Here is a 20573-nt window from a genome sequence, read left to right on the forward strand (position 1 = left end):
TAATAGAATAACCAATCCAATCATAACCTTTGATAAATAATACTATGTCGTTGGACAGAAATAGTACTGCTTAATCCAAAAGGACCCGATTTTGTAATCAAAAAGTCCTTACTTTATGTCTCACAAAGTTATTAATCATAAATATTATAGTCATGAAAATGTTAGTTAATGTAACATTCCCCATTGAGCCTTTCAATTCAATGGTCAAAAGTGGTAAGGCAGGAGAAATCATTGGCCGAGTTGTTGATGACATCAAGCCAGAAGCTATTTACTTTACCGAACTAGGCGGGAATCGTGGAGCCGTTATGGTAGTCGATGTTCCTAGTGCCTCTGCCGTTCCTAAAATTGCCGAACCCTGGTTTCTAAATTTTGAAGCCGAGTGCGAATTTAAAATTGCAATGACCCCTGATGATTTAATGCAGGCCGACCTCACCAATTTAGGTAAAAAGTGGAGTTAGCTGTTTCTCGACTGATAAGATGAAAGCACCAAATGAGTCAATAAAAAATGGGCTGAATTGACGGTGGCAGCCCTTAGCATTATATCCTCTAATAGTGATATAAGGAGTGAATTTATTGATAAGTTTATGAATTGTCCTCCGTGCCCGCTTTTGGGGCATTGGACTTCACGGATGCAATTCCGTTCTCCATTGCCGAGGTTCCCGAATACATCTTGCTAGAACCGATTACCTGTCCATTAGATGCTTTTAGATTGAAGTATGGGCTTCCTTTCTTTCAATTATTTACCTGCAGGACCAATAGGATACCTACCATAACAAGCACAATCTCAGTGGCTCTCGTTGGTGGTGGATTATACCCACAACCTGGTGAAATATCTCTAGGTTATATAAAGGGGTCTTAAATTCATAAATTAAAATTACTAATTTAATGAACTCATTAAATAATTATCCTTTTAACTCCAAATAAACCTTACTTATAGTCTTTTCACCATTTTCAATGAAATGGAATTGAGAAGAATCAGTATCACGTATATATTCCAATTTATAAATATTTGACTGAGATATTCCTGTTTTATGAAAGAGGTATTTCCTCATTGACATTCCTTTCATTACTTTCTTTTTTTCCTTATTTTCAAGTTCCAATACCTTAGTTCTTAAATGATTATATTCTTCCAACTTATCAAGAGTTGCACTTGTGGTAGATTCTATGAAATATGGGCTTATGGGTCTTTTTATTACCGGTACTGTTTGCCAACCTAGATTCTTACAACATCTATATCTTCTTTTACCGTTAATTATAATATTGGTTTTTATATCCACTAATATTGGCTCTAACATTCCAAATGAATCAATATCTGAACGGAGTTTTGAATCTTCATATTCCCAGATGGAAGGATAAGTAGTATTTGGTTTGATGGAGTTAATCCTGACCATCTCAATCTTGTCATCTGCTGTTGATTTATACAGATTACCATATTTCTCAAATAGTTTCATACGTTCATTCTCTAATATTCCATGCTTTTAATAGATGGTATAGTATTCTTCGCAGTGGGATATATTTTCATTAAGATCCTTTGCTAACAATTGGATGAAGTGACTATCAACCTGTGTTTTGGGTTTATATCTCTTGAGGCTGGGTGTAGGTATATTTCTTACGTGGTATTTTTTGTATACAAAATGTATAGAAATGGTTAATATCTGTCCTTTTCCATTGTGCTATATTCCTTTTATTAACTCCTTGTAAAACATGAGAATAGTTTAATATCTCTGAAATTTGATTAATGATATCCCAATCATCAATATACTTCATATAATTCGTTATCAACCAGAATTGTTTTTTTATCGCATCCAAATCACTTTCATTTAATGTGGATATCCAATTGGGATCTTGGATTTCTGTAATATTCTTTATAACCTCACTTACTTTCATAAACCGAAAGTTATACTTTTTGTAGTTAAATTACAGAATTGAACTTATGTTTTTGGGCATAAAAAAACCACAGAATAAATCTGTGGTTCTTAGGCCCTTTGCTATTAATTTTGATAATATTACTTATCGGCTAACTCCATGTTTGCTGTTTATTATATGGATACGATGTGCATTGAAATCTATATCCTCCAATCTTAACTTCAACAGTACGATTATCCTAAGACCCGAGGAATAGAGCAGGGACAAAACTTAGATCAAGTGTTTCTCGGAGCCTTCTGTAAAGATTTTCCTTTGGATTCCAGTCCGACAACTGGAAGCTGAGGAAGAGTTTTTCGGTATAATCCTTTCTGCCTTGCATGTCTTTAATTTACGGATTTCCGCACATTTATAAAAGGAAAAATTGATATTTATCGGAGTTCTGCAACAGCCACGTTCGTTTTATAAGACTATCATTTAAGAGAAAATCAAATAAGCGAATTAGGACTGAAAAAACGGGACCTTTAGATTCCGCTTCCTTATGATTGTTGTATTAAATATGGTCTTTAGTTGCCTTATTCCATTGTAACGGCATTAAGTTCAAAATCCTGTACGGTCTTGTTCGCTGCTGAAATTTGAAGATCTTCGACAGTTTGGGCAACGTATCCATCTAGCTCCACAGTCACATCATAGTTTCCTGTCAAAAGCCCCATTACCATATAAGCACCTGTCTCATCTGTAAAGGTGGTTGTATTCAGGGTATCAGCTGCAAAGATCGATACTTGTGCCCCTTCCATTCCAACGGAAACTTCTTCCTGTAAAGTGGTCACAATTCCTGCAAGGCTACCAGCGGTAGTGAGGTTACTGGCTTTTATTACCGGTTTGAAATTAAATCCAGTGATTCCGGCAATATCATTACTGTTCCCTTTTGGAACGAAGGATCTGCTGACATCAAAATCTAACAACAAGTCGGCACTTAAATTACCAGCTACGGTTATACCTGGTTTTATAAAGACTTTTATACCAGTTTGTTCACCACTTGGAACATTTAAGTTATAAGTAGTCCCATCAGTAAGGACCACATTGACGCCTTTAACATAGACCCGTACCAGATCATAAGACCCGACTGGAACTTCAGTATTTACGATAGTTTCTGTAATGCCATTGGTCAGGTCCAAGAGGTTGACCTCTATTTCCTGTTCCATCAGTACGGTAAAGGGAGAACTGGTTTCATCTGCCATTTCCCCTTCCACTTTAGTATCGGTTTCCAAATCTATATTTCGGGCATCAATTTTAAATATGGTAACATTGGCCTCGGCAACCAAATCATGTGGAAAAGGTGCATCTGTCAATTGAATTGACATCTTTCCCATCTCTGCACTCCCGTCGTTACTATCCGTACAACCTGTGAATACGGCAAAACTGGCCAATAAGATAATTGATAAAAATTTGTTTCTCATAATTTTGGATTTTTTGTTAAACATTATTAAGTAGGTTTTAACCCAATAGTTAGGGTCGTTAATTAATACAACAACTCAAAGCTTACGAAACCCTACCATCAAAATCAATTTTATTCGTTTTTTTCGATGAAATGCAGGCTTTAAAAGTTTGCTATATTGTAAGGATATACGGGTCCAACCACTATAATAGTTCATTTCACAACATTAAATTTTAAGAATCACCTAAAAAATCGAACTTGCACGAAGTATGGGTTTCTAACAATTTTGTACTAAGCTTATTAAATACACCTTTAAAACATTTAGTTTAATAAATCCACTGGGTGGTATGGACTATTCTATGAAAAAATATTGGAAGACCATTTCAAAGTTTGTCCTATTTATAGTATTAAGTATATTGGCAATTCCTGCTTTTGCACAATCCGGGGTAGGAGCAAATTTTGGCATCGAAGCTGATACACGATCCGGGGATATTATTTCGGGCGTGCTTACGGACGATTGGTTTTATAATGGAATTTCAGGTGCAGGGGTCGTTGATGAGGCCACTGCTTTGAGCAATGGTTATGCAGCCCAATTATCGGCGGGAAACAATATCGCCTTTGATCTAAGGCAGAGCATTCCAAACTATGCTTCAAATTCGGGGTATATTTGGTACAGTACAAGATATGGCAGGGATTATACCAACCTAAGTTCAAATGACCTGACCACATTCACGGGGGGGAAGAATGGGGATGACCCTTCTACTTCATGGGGCACAGGTGCTGGGTCCGTTCCCTCAAAAACGGACATCGTGGACTCAGGGGTGCATATGCGCAGGAATGGTGTCAACGTCACAGACGATCTATGGGTAGATATGATGATTTCGACCTTGTCCTCATCGGGGAACCATTTTATCGATTTTGAACTTTTTGTATCCGAAATAGCCCTTTCCGGATCGGGCTTTACCAATTCTGGTAGTCAGGAAGGGCACACGGCCTGGACATTTGATGGTAGCGGAAACGTTACCAATATCGGTGACATGGTCATAGGTTTTGCATACGGTGGCGGAGGGGTATCGGGCTTAGAGGTACGGTTATGGGTAGATCGATCAATATTCAACCCCGGAAATACACCTGGTGGCACGTCAACTTTTATTTGGGGTTCCAATATCGACGGGGGAAGCACTTACGGATATGCCCAAATAGTGGTACCGTCCGGAGCCCTATTTAATAATGTAAATCTTTTATCAACGACCGCACCACCATGGGGCACGACCAATACATCTGGTTATACTGCCAATTATAATGGAGGTTACTTTGCAGAAGTAGGCATCAATTTTACACAATTGGGCTTTGACCCGCGCGCCCTATTTGGAAGTGGTGCGGCCTGCGATTCACCCTTTAGTGCGATATTGACAAAATCTAGGACATCTGCTTCCTTTACTTCGGCCCTTAAAGATTTTTCCGGGCCTTATGATTTCTTGGGAAGTGCTTCGGATACTCAAGTGAACACTTCTTTTACAGATCCTGGAAACTTTGATTCCTGTGCTTCAGGTGAAACTTTTACACTACAAGCCGAATTTACTTCGACAAGTGCCGAATATGTTTGGTATTCGCTAACTCCGGGGGTTGTTTTTCCGGCCAATGGACTTTCTGAAATATCGGGAGTGGGTATGGATAATGTGCTAATTGATACTCCCGGCGATTACCAATTGGGCATAGCCCCATTATTAGGTTGTACGCCGTCGACTGATCCAACGGATATAATCAGTGTCAATGCTAGGCCCTGTGCAATTTCGGATTCGTACAATACGGTTGAGAACACCACATTGAACGTTCCTGCCATAGGTGTATTATTGAACGATACCGATATTGAAACCGGAGATATATTAACTGTCAATACTACTCCGATGGTCAATGTGACCAACGGAACCTTGACATTGTCCGCGGATGGAAGTTTTACCTATGTACCAAATCCCGGTTTTACAGGGACCGATTCGTTTATTTATCAGGTATGCGATGACAGCAGTTCGAATTTATGTGATACCGCTGAAGTGACAATTACGGTCTCCAACGATAACGATGGAGACGGCGTAGGTGACATTGATGATCTTGACGATGACAATGATGGTATATTGGACACTGTGGAATCCAACGGCATAGACCCAAGCGGGGATGCAGATAGCGATGGGTTGCCAAATTACCAAGATGCCGATTTTTGCACACTCAATGCTTATTCCATCTGCACAAATTTGGATCCCGATAATGATGGTATTCCCAATCATTTTGATCTGGATAGTGATGGGGACGGTTGTAATGACGTGCTCGAGGCCGGATTTACAGATGATAATTCCGATGGTCTTCTGGCCGATCTGCCTACTAACGTAGATGTTTCAGGACAAGTTACCGGCACCAGCAGAGTCGATGGCTACACGACTCCTGCCGATGCGGATATCAATGGCACAGCGGATTATCTCGAAGCGGGAGCCGGACCGTCCATTACCGCCCAACCTACCAATATTGCGTCTTTTGCCGGATCGGGTGCTGTTTTTACAGTAAGTGCCGTTAATACAAATACCTATCAGTGGCAGTTAAGTACCGATGGGGGAGGAACTTTCACAGACCTGACCGACGGAGCCCTATATTCAGGAACTTCAACGGCCACCTTGACCTTAAATTCTACGGATCTGCCCATGAACAATTATCATTACCGTGTAATCGTTTTCAACTCAACTTATATTTGTGCATCTCCGGTTACCTCCAATGCCGCCACGCTTGCCGTAAGGGTGCGTACGGTCATTTCAAACAGAAGGATTACATACCGCGTCAATAAGAATTAGCGATTTAAGATGATAGGATAGGACTAAGGGACAAAACCGGTCCAATTTGCTTTCAAATAAGTATAGCACTCAACATACAGTGGAATATTGCTTAAAATTTACTATAATGGATTTCATGTAATTTTATCGTTTATATCCAAATAATAACGTTGAATTACTCTCTGGTAATAATTTCACAACATTTTTAACACTTTTCACAACATTTAAAAATTCTAAAAAGTAGAAACCCCTAATTTCAATTTTAGAATTACGGTTTCTCTCAATTTAATTGGCTCAATTGATCGAACCTGTATTCAACTTTGTCCCAAACTTAGTTAAACAATGAACTTACATCTACTCGATTCCAAATGGTCGATGGCACTATGCGTGTTATTGATAGGTTTTATTTTCACAGCCAGCGCACAGGAAGCCGCCCCCTTTACACCTAGGTTGAACGGAGGTAGTATCGATATGCGGGGGGATATTATTTTTGTGGGGAATAATATTCTGAACAGGGCCTCCCAAACTGACCCTTCTCTGGCTAATACCCCTTACAATGGTACCGAAAACAACAACAGCCTTTGGATGGAGTATATCGATATCGATGGAGATTCCTCCACTTTTAGTTCCAGTAGTTCGGAGCTAAATATTCCTGATCCATCCTGTTCCCAAGTTCGCTATGCAGGACTTTATTGGGCGGCAACATATCCAAATGAAAGAAGTACCGATGGCTCTGCACAATTTACCGGCACTCAAAGAATAGAGGATTGGTTCAATATTAAATTTAAGGTTCCTGGAGGCAGCTATATCGACCTAACTGCTGATACCGCCCCTGACCCATTTGGAGAAGAGGATGATATTATTTTCGATGGTTACGATTATAGCAATATCAATAACTCTTTTAAGGACTCTCCCTACATATGTTATAAAAATATAACGGATCTGGTACGGGCCAATCCAAACCCAAATGGTGAATATACCATCGCCAATATCCGCGCAACAAAAGGGGTTAGAAATGGATCCAGTTCAGCAGGATGGGTGATGGTCGTCATTTATGAAAATCCTTCACAAACAGGGAAATTTATTTCTTTGTTTGACGGCTATGCAGGATTGTCCGGAAGTATTGGGTCCGTTGATGTAAACGTAAACGGATTTAAGACCCTACCTTCCGGTTTTCCGGTAAACGCAAGACTGGCCGTAGGGGCTTTGGAAGGAGATAGGAGTATAACCAATGATAGGTTCGCATTGAAGGCCAATATGACAGCAACATTCACCGACCTGTCGACTACCAATCTGAACCCGGCCAATAACTTTTTTAACTCTACCATATCGGACAATGACAATCAAGTTTCGACGCGGACACCTTTTGGGACCAATACCCTGGGATTGGATCTGGATATCTTTGACCTGAACAATCCTAGCAATTCCATACTACCCAACGATGAAACTGGAGCTACTATGCGATTTACATCCACTGGTGACGGATATGGTGCATTCTTGGCCGCTTTTTTGGTAGAGCAGATCGAACCAGAAATTGTTCTGGAAAAAAGGGTAGAGGATATAGGCGGCAATGATATTACGGGCTTGGGTGTAAATCTAGGCCAGACCTTGGATTATGTACTGACCTTTCAGAATATTGGTAACGATGATACGGTGAATTATACGATACGCGATGTATTGCCTATAAACGTTACATTGGACGAGGCTAATTTGGTTCTTCCGATAGGGGTGACCTACTCCTTCGATGAACCTACCAGAACAATTGTATTCACGATACCAGATGGACTTGTTCAAGAAAATGACCCCGAATACAGTATACGTATGCGGGTAAAGGTGGCCGAGAACTGCTATGACTTTGTCGATGCCTGTTCCGATCAAATACTTAATTTGGCATTTTCAACCTATTCTGGTGCGGTCAACACCAATATAATTACCGACGACCCCAGTGTCCATGATTTTAACACTTGTGGATTTGTAGTGCCCGGGGCGACAAACTTCTTATTGGATGACCTTAATGATTGTACCTTCTCCAGTTCCGTTCAACTTTGCGGGGAACAATTAATTTTGAATGTAGGTGATGGATTTGACGAGTATGTATGGTATAGGGATGAAAATGGCAATAATCAAATTGATGCAACGGATTCTGTATTGGACGATGGAGACCCGGATAACGATGCAAGCACTTTGGTAGTAGAAAGGATAGGGACATATTTAGTGGATAAAATAGTCGCAGATCCCTGTAAAGGGTTTGTTGAAATCATAAATGTGGAACTTTATGGAGCTACCCAGACCAATCCAATCGTTGATTATTTCAACAACTTAAATGGCGATACCGATCCCACCAATAATATTTCAGGTGAAATAGTAAGTTGTTCCATTGATGGCAGCCCTTTGCCCAAGATTTTCTTATGTGGGGTAAACGATACGCAGTTGCTCCAAGTTGCCATTAGCGATGCTGCGAGTATTTCTTGGGAGCTTTTGGTAGAAGGGAGTTGTTCGGATTCCGGGGATAATTGCGCTAACAAGAATGCCACATGTACTTGGAATCCAATAGCTTCGGGTTCCAGTTATACGGCCAATACTGCTGGGAAGTTCCGCTTAGTGGTCAATTATCAAAATGGTTGTTTCAGCCGTTTCTATTTTAATGTGTTCCAAAACGATCTTGATATTCAATATAACAAAAAAGATATTATTTGTGCCAACCCAGGGAATATCACGATTACAAATTTAGGAAATGGATATGGCTATCAGTTGGTAAATGCAGTCAGTGGTGCAATTTTAATACCCTTTAGTGCAAACAATGGTCCAAACTTTAGTTTCAACCCGGGCCAAAACGGTGGATACAGGGTAGAAGTCGTACAATTGGATAATTCTAGTGTTCCAATAGGCGGAGCGTGTATTTTTAGCACTCCGAATATAGGAATTCTCGATAGGAACGTAACCTATGCAGTTACTGCAACTCCTGCTAGCTGTACAGGATTTGGTTCGATCAATATTCAAATAAACAACGCCGACCCCAATTATGGATACGAAATAAGGCTTGATGATGGTTCGAACGGAGGGCTGGGTAAGCTTGTGGACAGCGAGACGGCCCAACCGGATAATAATTTTACATTTAGTTCCCTTAATCCCGGAAACTATATCGCTATTGCTAGAACGGCTGATGGCTGTTCCTATTCTGAAAAGGTAACTATAGTCAACAACAATGACTTGTACTTAAAAGCAAGGGTATCTCAGCACATAACATGTAAGGAAGGTAATATCCTGATGGATTCCGGCGGGGGAAAAACTCCCCATACCTATGCTATCTGGTCCTATGTAGATAATGGTGGTGCAACTGTAATCTCATATCCATCGGTCAATGATATTCCAGCATCGGTATATCAAACTAGCCAGATATTTGATATTTATGATCCAGGGGACTACACCTTCGCTGTAGTCGATAGATTTAACTGCGTCTCTATTTCCAATACGGTAACTATTGAATTCAGACCGGCCGCGGAATTCGACCCGACATCGGTAATCGATGTACTGTGCTACGGGGACTCCAGCGGAACAATAAGATTCAACCTTGTCAACAGTAATGGGTATCAACTAACTTATTATCTTTTTGACGCGGCCACATTTGATGAAGAAAATTATGATTATAATAATGCCCTGGCCACCAATTCATCAGGTAATTTTCCAGGCTTATCGGCAGGAGATTATGCCATTGTCATAAATCAACGTAAAGGAAGTGCTTCCTGTGATTATTTTGAGTATCATACCATTTCGGCCCCAGCCAATGCCCTTGACGGTATTGCCGTATTAATTCAGGATTATTCCTGTTTGCAGGACGGAATCATAGAGGCACAAAACGTGACGGGCGGAATCGCACCATATGAATACAGTATAGATGGTGTAAACTTTTTCTCCGGTCCGGGTGCCGAAAGATTTACTGGGCTCACCGAGGGTACCTATTCCATTACGATCAGGGACGCGGTTGGTTGTGTCATGTTGACCGATCCAATAATACTGAATCCATTAAATAGACCTAGTGATCTTATATTCGTTTCCTCACAACCGGTGTGCCCTACTTTGGTCTCAGATGTCACCGTTACCGTTGTAGATGGCAATGTCCCTTTTACCTATGAAATCATAGCACCCGCTTCGGATGTGGCGAATAATGGCAGCAATGCAACCTTCACGGGCCTATCCCCAAAAACATATACTTTTCAGGTTACGGATGATAAGGGGTGTACAATTCAGGAAAGCTATACCATTGCTCCCATAGTGCCAATTGGCGTGAACGGCCAATTGATGAATAATGTCAGCTGTTTTGGCTTATCCGATGGGGCCATAACTTTTAATGTGGGCAATTTTAATTCTTCCTATGACTATGTGGTAACCGGACCTTTAACATTTTCGGATACAGGGGTAACTACCAATACCGTTCCACTGACCGGACTGGCCGAAGGGACCTATAACATAACCATAACCGATACTGATACCAACTGTTTGGCAACTACAAGCGTTACCGTGAATGCTCCACCGTCTTCGCTTCTTATTGCAAGTATGGACGTGACAGAGATCTCATGTACCTCCACTGGAGCGGTCACTATAACTGCCAGTGGTGGATGGGGCGGTTATGAATACGAATTGATGGATCCTTCTTCCGGATCCAGTACGGGTCCACAGGGAAATAATACTTTCTCCGGACTAAATGACACCTCAGGAAACTATACGGTTACAGTTAGGGATGCAGGAGGTTGCGAAGTTGCTCAAAATTTTGTATTTACACCTTCTCCACCTCCAGTTTTGGAATTGATCGCCAATAATTTATGTTATGATAGTACTGTGGGACTGAGTTTAACGGCAAATGTTTTATCGGGTGGTACGGCGCCTTTTCAATATCGATTGAACGGAGGTGCTTATCAATCGGGAAACAATTTTACAGGATTGGGACCAGGCAATTATACCGTTGAAGTCATAGATAGCAAGAGCTGTACAGATGTGGCCAGTTTGGAAATATTTCCGACCTTGACAGCGACTTCAAACCTTATCAAAGGTTTGGACTGTAGTGTTTCCCCCGAAGCGGAAATCGAAATCTCTATAGCAGATGGATCTCCCAATTACGCCTACGAGGTTTATTTGGACGGAACCTTGGAACAAACAAGTACCATGGTCCCCAGCATTCCTTTTTCTTATGCTGCACCCACAGCGGGCACCTATACGTTTAACATTACCGATGCCGGTGGATGTACTGTAAGTACCACAACAACTGTGGATCAATATGTACTTCCCAGTATTTCATTAATTCAGACTACTGAAATTCTATGTAATGGCGAAAATGGGGGTACTATTCAGGTAAATATTGATGGCACCACCGGACTACCGCCCTATACGATATCCGTGGTAAACATAACAACGGGGACTGCCTATGGCCAACAAACTTCTGGTTTGCCTGCCGGTGAATATGAAGTAACCGTTACGGATTCAAAATCATGCTCGGATACGGAAACAATAATCATTGAGGAGCCGGATCCTATAGCTTATGATATAGTGGTAACACCAATTATGTGCGACCCGAGCAATGGTACGGACCCCGGTTCTATTAGCGTCACCAATATCAGTGGAGGGACCAATGAGTATACCTACTATCTCACAGGAAATAATGGCCATTCCGATAGTTATACAACCACATCAGCGGGAGAGGACCATACCTTTACCATTCTGGAGTTCGGTATCTATGAGATAGACGTTGTAGACGCCAATGGTTGCTCTGTAAGGACAACCAATATAATAGCTTCCCCACCAGATGATTTGGATATTAATGTAAGTACTGCCACCGTAGATTGTAATTTGGGCGGAACGGCTATCATTACCGTAAATTCAGTCTTGGGGAGCGGCTATTATGAATTTGCCGTTCTTGAAACTTATATCGCTCCTTATGTGGATGACCCGATAAATGATTATCAATCTGCGGATACTCCGGGAGGGGATACGGCGACGTTTACGGGATTGCTCCCTGGTATAACCTATAGTTTTGTGGTACATGATTTAACCAGTAATTGTTATTATTTTGAAACTGCGGATCTACCTATTGATTCCCCTTCGAATCTAACAACCAGCTTGGATGCCATTAATAATGTTACCTGTACCGGAAATGCAGATGGAAATGTAAGCTTTACTATTGACGATTTTGCACCTGATGCCACAAATGTCAATTATGAAGTATTTAATTTTCAATCCAACAGCACAACTGGTATTATGGGTTCAGTAATTGTAAATCCCCCCAGTGTAGGTAGTGGCGTAAGCGTAACCGATGTGGGTCCTTTGGTCCCGGGTACATATTATGTCTTATTTAATGAAGTAGGAGGTAGTTATGACGGTTGCTCCGTGGGATCTGAAGTTTTTACCATTTCAGAATCTACAAATCCGTTACAGGTTACGGCTTCTCTGATAAAAAATGACAACTGTAATTCAAATGCCGGTCAAGTAGCGGCAATTGGTCAGTTTGGCACCGCTCCTTATGAATATCAGATTGCCTTATCAACGGATACACCTCCGACAGTAGCGACCTGGACAGGTAGTTCTACTAATGTTTTTAATGTGGAAGGAGGCAATTATATCGTTTATATTAAAGATGCCAATAACTGTATCCAACAGGATACTGTTGTAGTCCCAACAGATCCTTCCCCGGAAATAAGCCTTGCCGTAAACAATCAATGTTTGGGATCGGAAGGAAATTACGCGATAGATATAACACTTACGACCGCAGGTATTACACCGTATTCAGTACGGGTAGACGGGGGTGCCCCAAGGGTTGTTACGGGCCTGAACACTGTAGGCAGCATGATTACTATTCCAGGTTTAAATTCAGGGAGCCATACCATTGAAATCTTGGACAGTAATGGCTGTGGTGAAATGCAGGGTATTATTATTGCCCCGGAACTACAGGCAAGTGCTCTGGTAATGGTACAACCAAGTTGTTCAGCTGACGATGGTGTTATAGAATTTACGGTTAACGGAGGCTCGGGCTCCTACTTGATCGAGCTATTAAATACAGATTCATCGCCATCAGGGATAACTCCTATCGGCAATCAGTTTACAGGTGTTCCTTTTGGGGATTATGTGGTACGGGTGACAGACAATTTGTTAGGCACTCCAAATTGTTATATTGAGCTCCCTATTTCATTGGAGGAGCCAACACCTATAACCTTGTTGTCCACAGCATGGACCGATGTTAGTTGTTTTGGTGGTTCGGACGGAAGTATCAATGTAAATCTTGAGCCCTCAAGTATCGGGGTAAATGATAATCCGCCGTACGTTTATGAAATAACCAACGGAGCCTCCAGTTTTTCACAAAGTTCAGGTGTTTTCACTGGATTAGCAGCAGGAGTATGGGACATCACCGTAACCTCCAACCGGAATTGTATTGCCGTGGACCAAGTGACCATTGGGGAACCAACTGCCCTTATGGCAACCATTACCAATGTAACACCTTTTGGTTGCGATGTAAACAATGCGCCACAGATGGCAATTATCGAGGTTACCATTACTTCCGGCACTGGTACTCCAAATTATTTCTACAGTGTAAACGGAGGTAATTTCCGGCCCACCTCAGGGACTGTTTTTACCTATGAGGCATTAAATGCGGGCAATTATGATATCGTAATAAGGGATGCCAATGGCTGTCTTTTTGTTTTGCCTACACAGACCATAGAACCCCTTAATACTTTTACCGCCAGCATTTCCCAAATCAGTGCAATATCGTGTGCCGGTCCCGAAGAAATTGTAATTACGGTGACCGATGACGGTAATCCGACCAATTCCTATTCTTTTGAGCTGTTGCCGCTTGGAAACCCCAATGGGATACTGACTGGGACACCGACCAACACATCTGCCTCTTTTAACCTTAATGCTGTTGGCAATTATTCTTTTCGGATAACGGATTTAACCACTGGATGTTATATTGACACTGTCCCGTACGATATTGCTCCTTATGATCTAATGGATATATCGGCCACGGCCAATTCCCCCGTTACTTGTTTCGGGGATGGTAACGGCATCATGGATTTACAGATTACTGGATATTCCGGAACTTATGATTATGAAGTGTTTACCCAGACTGGGGTTAGTATACGATCAGTATTAGGCAATTCAACTACAAATCCTTTAGCGGTTAATGGATTATCTGGCGGAAATTATTACATAAGGGTAACCCAGACTGAATTTCCATACTGTTCGGATGATTCCAATGTAATTACAATTAGTTCACCCAATATGCCTTTGACTGCCATCGTTGATCCGGTGGCCGAAGCGCGATGTACCGATAATATGGGTGAAATCTTAGTGGCCCCTAGTGGCGGATATGCACCTTATGATATCGTATTGACCAATACCACGACAGGGCAAGTATACAATGTTGGTAATGTGGGGACAATGTTGTTCACAGGGCTATCTGCGGGGAATTTTAATGTTCAGGTTACCGATAATTTTGGTTGTGTATATTTGGATGCCGAAGTGTTGTCTCCAGCAGTCCCTATTGTTGCCAATGCCATTCCTTTAACAACCATGTTAAATTGTTATAACGATAATAATGCTACGGTCACGGCCATAGTTACAAGTGGGGGAAGCGGTAATTACGAATATCGCTTAAATTACTATGATGATGCCGGTTCTTTATTGGATTTTACGTCTGGGGAGCAGACGTCCAATACCTTTACAGGATTGGGAGCCGGCATTTATAGTATAACGGTAACGGATGGATGGAATTGTGATGTGGAAACCAACCAAGTAACCATCACCCAGCCTCCAATGGTTTTTGCCTCACTAGTGAGGACTGATCCCTTGACCTGTGCCACAGGTGCCGAATTTGAACTTACAGCAATTGGTGGAAGCGGAACCTATGAATATAGTTTCGACAATATTACCTTCCTGCCAATGACCAGCAACCCAATGGGTATACCGGCTTCAGGTGTTTTAGGGGCTGGAACCTACCAATATTATGTTCGGGATGCCATAAATGGCTGCGAGGCGATAGTTTCCAATGCAATTACCGAAAATCCGATCGAGCCCTTGATCCTGACCGTTAATAAAACGGCGGCTTATATCAATTGTACAGGTGAAAACACTGCTGTAATACGTGCAGAGGCATCTGGTGGTTTGGGAAATTACCAATTTGAACTTTACCTGAATAGTATTACAGCTCCCAACAGATTGGCCGGGCCTCAGGACGTAGGTGAATTTAAGGATCTTGTGGCCGGCACATACTGGGTCAATGTTATAAGTGAAGATTGTACTACTGCACCGGAACAGGTTATTATTGAAGAGCCTGTACCTTTAACATATGCCGATCAGGTGGTTGATGTAAGTTGCTTTGGTGAAGAAAATGGGTCCATTACGGTGAACCTTGCAGGTGGTGCAGGAGGATATATCTATTCCATTTCGCCCAATCTTGACAAATTTGATTCGATAAATACATTTACCGATTTAGCTCCTGGTGATTATGCCGTAATAGCACAAGATCAAAATGGATGCTTTGAGTATCTCGAATATACTATTTCCGAACCCGCCGTTATAGAGGGAAGCGCAATTACCACCCCGGAAACCTGTATCGGAAACGCAGATGGGTCCATTAATCTTTCCATCAGTGGCGGTACTGCTCCCTATAGGACAGCCATTAATTCCAATACGGATACGGATTATATTTTGGGCAGAACGGACTTTTCCGATCTTTCGGCAGGTGATTACTTGATTTTCATAAAGGATGCACAGGATTGTGAAACCTATATTGTTGCAACGATTGATCCTGGTGTCAACCTCAGGGCAACCGTAGAACCAGTCTATGAGTGTATTGGGAACTCTCCAAATAATTATGTCAATATCATTTTAGAGGACCAATCGCTACTGTCCGAGGTAATGTACGGCCTTGATACTACCGACCCCGAGGACATGCAACTTGATCCAAATTTCAGGAACATTGCCTCAGGGAACCATTACATTACTATCACACACGCAAACGGCTGTATAGAGACCGTAGGATTCCTTATAGAAAACTATGATCCTTTGACCCTTACCTTGGAACAAAGAAACGTGAATGAAATAACAGCAGTCACCCAGGGAGGAAGGTTGGAGTATACCTTTTATCTAAATGGAATTGACATGGGCGGCGATAACACCTTCCGTATTCGCAGAACAGGCACTTATGAAGTAAGGGTCGTTGATGAAAATGGTTGTGAGGCCATCGCCAATATTTTCATGGAATTCGTGGATATCAAAATGCCCAATTTCTATACACCGAACGGTGATGGTATGAATGACCTATGGAGGCCCGGTAATGCGGAATATTTCTCCGATTTAACGGTAAAGATTTACGATCGATACGGTAGGGTAGTAGCCAGATTATCCAATATTGATGGTTGGGACGGAACCTATGATGGTAAGGAATTGCCTACTGGGGATTATTGGTATGTCGTACAATTTAATGAGGAAGATTACCAAAGGGAATTTTTTGGGCATTTTACACTGTACCGATGATGATCCTGACAAAATATAGAAAGGGTAAGGATTTAGTGGTATTCTTTGTGATTTTATGCGCCTTTAATGTAAATGGACAGGAACTCAATTCACCGCAGCTTTCCCAATATTTGGCGGATAACCCTTTTGTTTTATCCCCTACTTATGCAGGTATTGGCGACCATGTAAAAATAAGGCTGAACGGTCTTGCACAATGGGTTGGTATTAAGGATGCCCCTAGGACCCAATCTTTGGCGGCCGATATGAGGCTTGGGGAAAAATCGGGAATAGGCTTGTTTTTATACAACGATTCCAATGGCTATACCAAACAGCAAGGTGCACGTATATCCTTTGCCCACCACTTAACCTTGAACCGCTATGAGGACGAATTCCTATCCTTTGGTATCTCCTATAATTTTAACCAATTTCGATTGAATGTAGAAGAATTTATAGATGCGGGTTTTGATCCTGGGGTAACCGATGATCGATCCACTTCCAACCATAACTTCGATATAGGTCTTTTGTACCGGAAAAATTCCTTTTATTTCAGTGTAAATGCCTCCAACGTTATCAATAAGGACGTTTATATCTTCGATCCCATCTATGAACCCAACAAACTGAGAAATTTCTATGCCTATACCGGATACCGGTATAAGAAATCCAGGAATAGCAATATGGAAATAGAACCCTCCCTATTATACAAAATATTTGAGAGTGATGGCAGATCCGAGGCCGATTTAAACCTAAAATTTAGATGGTACGATTTTGAGGATTACTATTATGCGGGGGTAACCTACCGATTTTTAAATGACCAAATAGGTCGACCACTATACATTGCTCCTTTAGCAGGACTTAAAAAAAGCAATTTCTATTTCGGATATTCCTATCAGATCATTCTTAACGAAATATTGGGCTATAGTACCGGTACCCACGTGGTAACCATTGGCGTGGACCTATTCCAAGGGATCAGTAACTGTCGATGTACCTATTGATCTGACAGAAGGAATTGTTCAATTAAAAATTCATACCGGTTTTTTTTGGCCTTATGAAAAATGGGAATTGACACCCACAAGGGTTATTTATGGGTTGCCCGCGTATCCAATATATCTATTGTCAAAATTTCAATGGCAACAAATCCTTAGAAATCCCTTGAATGGTTCCAGATACTTTCATAAACTAGGTCACTGAATCGTCATATTTGTGAGAAGCACATTATGCGGTCCATGAACGATAACCAATAATATGCAATTATTTCCTATCTTGCTTATTCCCACAAATCATTGCGTGCGTAGGATGCAGCAGCTCAAACCCTAAGGACGCGAACTTTGATTTACAACACAAGTTTAATTTATAGGGTCAAAAAGAATTAGAAGATAAGGATTATATGTATTAGGTGTAATCCCATGCCAAAAACCTAACCGTAATTCAACATACTGGCCTACGGCCATAATAATTAATTTGCTGAATATTCCTGTTGTAGATTGTTATTTTAGTGTTCAACATCTGAAAACTGGCAATATTTATGATATTTTACCGGCGACGCAATAAGCTATTTAAAAAAACCAACTTTTAATATACCAATGACCCAACCAACCACTTATCTTCCCCTTCCAGAATTGCAGGAATACATTGCCAGCTATGGTATCCTGGAAATTCCAGAGGGGGTCAACGAACCCTATTTTTCCCCTCCCTTGGGATTGAGCGGATTTATAATCCAATCGATAAACACGCAGAATAAACTTGTCGCAAAATTAGAGGGAGAAGATTTCTTTACAGAAAGCGCTGTGGTTACCGGGCAGGTAACCTTTCCAGTTTATGGGCAGATCATTGGTCCGCTAAAAACGATCATGGTATTTTTCCAGCCTCTGGGCAAGTATCTACTGTTTGGAACCGATATGTCTTCCTTAAAAAATAAGGCCATGACGTTAAGTGAGTTTCTAGGCAAAGAGAAAGCTGATAAGCTGTTGGCCAAATTGAGGGCAGATCAAAACAGCGAGTATCAAATCGAAGTCTTGAATGATTTTTTTCTAGGTTTGAATACTGTACGGGAAGAAGTGGATAACATTAAAAGGGTCATGGAATATATCCATATCAACAAAGGAGTAGTTACCATAAAGGATATTGAACAAAATTGTCATTGCCATCGGAAAACATTGGAAAGACATTTCAAGAAGATGATAGGATTATCCCCAAAAGTATACACTCAAATTTATCAATTTAAATGCTTGATCAATCTTTTACGGGCGCAGCCCACGATTACCTGGGCCCAGCTGGCCGATCAAGCGGGATATTATGACCAATCTCACATGTCAAGGTATGTAAAGGAATATTTGAAGGTTTCCCCCAACAGCATTGTGGAACTGGATATGAATTACATTAATTATCTATTTAGCCGATAATCCAAAAAGTTATGGAACGCTTTTTTTTTAGAAATAATCAACTTTCCCCTAAATTGGCACGAGGGCATAAAAAAGGGTACGGGATTGGTACAGAAATCTTCAAGTTACGCCAATCTGCTTTTAGTTAAACTGATTATGTCGCATCCGTACAAGACAAAGTACTTCTTTTTTATTATTTTAGTTATTAAATCCAAAACGTAATAAGGTGGCAATAAAATAAAAGTTAGCGGGCAGGTCGACCACTCTGTATACTTCCGAGTGGTACGTGTAAAGTTGATTTTATTTGAATTAGCAGTTCTCATCCTAGAAACAACCAGACCATAAAGAATTAGTCCCTGCCTGCTTTTTTTAGATAATAAAAGATTAATTAAACATCTGAGTGTTAGATGTTTAATTATATCTACTTTTAGCTTTTCTACAATATAAAATCCACTTTTCTTAAACCGAACCCACGTTAAATGGCTTCAAATCCACCGCATTTGCATGCTGTAGCCGAAATCAAATTAAATAATGGTAAAATAAGACACTATAGCTTTCCAGAATTAAAAAAAATTGAAATTCAATAATATATTGTAGGATAAAATTAAATGTTCAAATAAAGGATTAAATCAAAAAGAGCTTTGGCCAATTGGACAGAGCTCTAAAGGATAACGCTATATGAAAATGATAAAATTTGGGGTCGATTATTATTCTGTTATAAAAGTAGGTATCTTGTTGAAGCCGGAAAAAATTATGATGTGAAAACCGCCTTTGTTGTGGTCTATCGCCGTAATTCAGATAATTCGTGAGTTATCCAGAACCTATAAATTGAGAAAGTTCAAATTAACGATTAAAAGATGCCAAAAAAAACGAACAGAACATGTCATTTATGAGGACGAAGTGGAAATAGGGCCATTGCAACTTCAATTGATGTTAGGCCCATCATGGAAAGAGGACATTGATATTGCAATAAATTCAATATTTTGTGACTGTGGTACAGAACGCAAGAAGATGATAAATTATAAAAGTTATATAACTAATCTTAATGATATTATTCTAAAGGGATGGTGCAGTTCGTGTATAACCATTGCTGCACGCTATATCGAAACAGGGGAACGAAAGGGTATTGAGAAAATCGCTGATAAAATTAGAAATATAAACAAATTGTAAAGCTAAAATAAAGGATGAAAAAAGAAAAAAAGAAAAAATCAATCCTATACTTAAGAAAACGTTTCAACCGTTGTTTGAAAAAGGGTTTATTAGCAAAGTAAAATATGATGAAATAATTACTTCTGAGATATCTAGTCCAGATACTTACTTGGTTAACTTATTCGGTCAATCTAGAACAAACGAGATTGAAACAGCAATGAAATTGGATTATTTAAAGTTTAAATAAAGGATGAGTTTTTATAAACGCTACAGTAAAGCCAAAATTATTTTAGCCAGGATGTTTCAATTTAATTTATATAGATTTGGATTGTTGCAAGCACGGAGGTATTTTTCAAGAAATAAAAACTCTCATTTAATTTATAGAAAATCAAGATTTTATGTATTAGTATTATTTACTATATGTACATC

At 40.4% G+C, this 20573-nt stretch carries 10 protein-coding genes and 1 pseudogene; 6 read left to right on the forward strand and 5 right to left on the reverse strand.

The window, feature by feature from the left end; all coding sequences use genetic code 11:
- Positions 1-152 precede the first annotated feature (152 nt).
- On the forward strand, positions 153-458 hold the full coding sequence (locus CWD90_RS16080) for a panthothenate synthetase (protein ID WP_103477103.1): 306 nt from the start codon (positions 153-155) through the stop codon (positions 456-458).
- Positions 459-582: 124 nt separating this feature from the next.
- Here CWD90_RS16080 and CWD90_RS16085 read toward each other — a convergent pair.
- From CWD90_RS16085 to CWD90_RS16100, 5 genes and pseudogenes are all read right to left on the reverse strand, one after another.
- Positions 583-732, reverse strand: a pseudogene (locus CWD90_RS16085) (YegP family protein); the annotation flags it as partial.
- Positions 733-902: 170 nt separating this feature from the next.
- Entirely contained in the window at positions 903-1451 is a 549-nt protein-coding gene (locus CWD90_RS16090) for a ParB N-terminal domain-containing protein (protein ID WP_103477104.1), read from the reverse strand.
- Positions 1452-1575: 124 nt separating this feature from the next.
- Positions 1576-1887 (reverse strand): hypothetical protein, encoded by a 312-nt coding sequence (locus CWD90_RS16095; RefSeq protein ID WP_103477105.1) that lies wholly within the window; start codon positions 1885-1887, stop codon positions 1576-1578.
- 123 nt (positions 1888-2010) lie between these two features.
- Positions 2011-2133, reverse strand: coding sequence for a tyrosine-type recombinase/integrase (locus CWD90_RS23740; protein WP_353057378.1), 123 nt, complete (start codon positions 2131-2133; stop codon positions 2011-2013).
- 305 nt (positions 2134-2438) lie between these two features.
- Positions 2439-3323, reverse strand: a complete 885-nt coding sequence (locus CWD90_RS16100; RefSeq protein WP_103477168.1) for a DUF4382 domain-containing protein — start codon at positions 3321-3323, stop codon at positions 2439-2441.
- A 325-nt stretch (positions 3324-3648) separates the two neighbouring features.
- Between CWD90_RS16100 and CWD90_RS16105 the strand changes: the two genes are divergently transcribed.
- From CWD90_RS16105 to CWD90_RS16125, 5 genes are all read left to right on the forward strand, one after another.
- Positions 3649-6138, forward strand: coding sequence for an Ig-like domain-containing protein (locus CWD90_RS16105; protein WP_103477106.1), 2490 nt, complete (start codon positions 3649-3651; stop codon positions 6136-6138).
- Positions 6139-6459: 321 nt separating this feature from the next.
- Positions 6460-16638, forward strand: a complete 10179-nt coding sequence (locus tag CWD90_RS16110) for a T9SS type B sorting domain-containing protein (RefSeq protein ID WP_239986543.1) — start codon at positions 6460-6462, stop codon at positions 16636-16638.
- Positions 16635-17609: a PorP/SprF family type IX secretion system membrane protein gene (locus CWD90_RS16115; RefSeq protein ID WP_239986544.1), complete on the forward strand. Its 975-nt coding sequence runs from the start codon at positions 16635-16637 to the stop codon at positions 17607-17609. The genes CWD90_RS16110 and CWD90_RS16115 overlap by 4 nt, the downstream gene beginning before the upstream one ends.
- 588 nt (positions 17610-18197) lie before the next feature.
- Positions 18198-19016 (forward strand): helix-turn-helix domain-containing protein, encoded by an 819-nt coding sequence (locus CWD90_RS16120; protein ID WP_103477108.1) that lies wholly within the window; start codon positions 18198-18200, stop codon positions 19014-19016.
- 807 nt (positions 19017-19823) lie between these two features.
- On the forward strand, positions 19824-20165 hold the full coding sequence (locus CWD90_RS16125) for a hypothetical protein (RefSeq protein ID WP_157941254.1): 342 nt from the start codon (positions 19824-19826) through the stop codon (positions 20163-20165).
- Positions 20166-20573 lie beyond the last annotated feature (408 nt).

Source organism: Arenibacter catalasegens, assembly GCF_002909235.1.
GTDB classification, from domain to species: Bacteria; Bacteroidota; Bacteroidia; order Flavobacteriales; family Flavobacteriaceae; genus Arenibacter; species Arenibacter catalasegens.

What these genes read in the sequence shown, in the direction of transcription:
- CWD90_RS16080 (WP_103477103.1), top strand. Translation starts at nt 153, where the DNA reads ATGAAAATGTTAGTTAATGTAACATTCCCCATTGAGCCTTTCAATTCA.
- CWD90_RS16090 (WP_103477104.1), bottom strand. Translation starts at nt 1,451, where the DNA reads ATGAAACTATTTGAGAAATATGGTAATCTGTATAAATCAACAGCAGAT.
- CWD90_RS16095 (WP_103477105.1), bottom strand. Translation starts at nt 1,887, where the DNA reads ATGAAAGTAAGTGAGGTTATAAAGAATATTACAGAAATCCAAGATCCC.
- CWD90_RS16100 (WP_103477168.1), bottom strand. Translation starts at nt 3,323, where the DNA reads ATGAGAAACAAATTTTTATCAATTATCTTATTGGCCAGTTTTGCCGTA.
- CWD90_RS16105 (WP_103477106.1), top strand. Translation starts at nt 3,649, where the DNA reads ATGGACTATTCTATGAAAAAATATTGGAAGACCATTTCAAAGTTTGTC.
- CWD90_RS16110 (WP_239986543.1), top strand. Translation starts at nt 6,460, where the DNA reads ATGAACTTACATCTACTCGATTCCAAATGGTCGATGGCACTATGCGTG.
- CWD90_RS16115 (WP_239986544.1), top strand. Translation starts at nt 16,635, where the DNA reads ATGATGATCCTGACAAAATATAGAAAGGGTAAGGATTTAGTGGTATTC.
- CWD90_RS16120 (WP_103477108.1), top strand. Translation starts at nt 18,198, where the DNA reads ATGACCCAACCAACCACTTATCTTCCCCTTCCAGAATTGCAGGAATAC.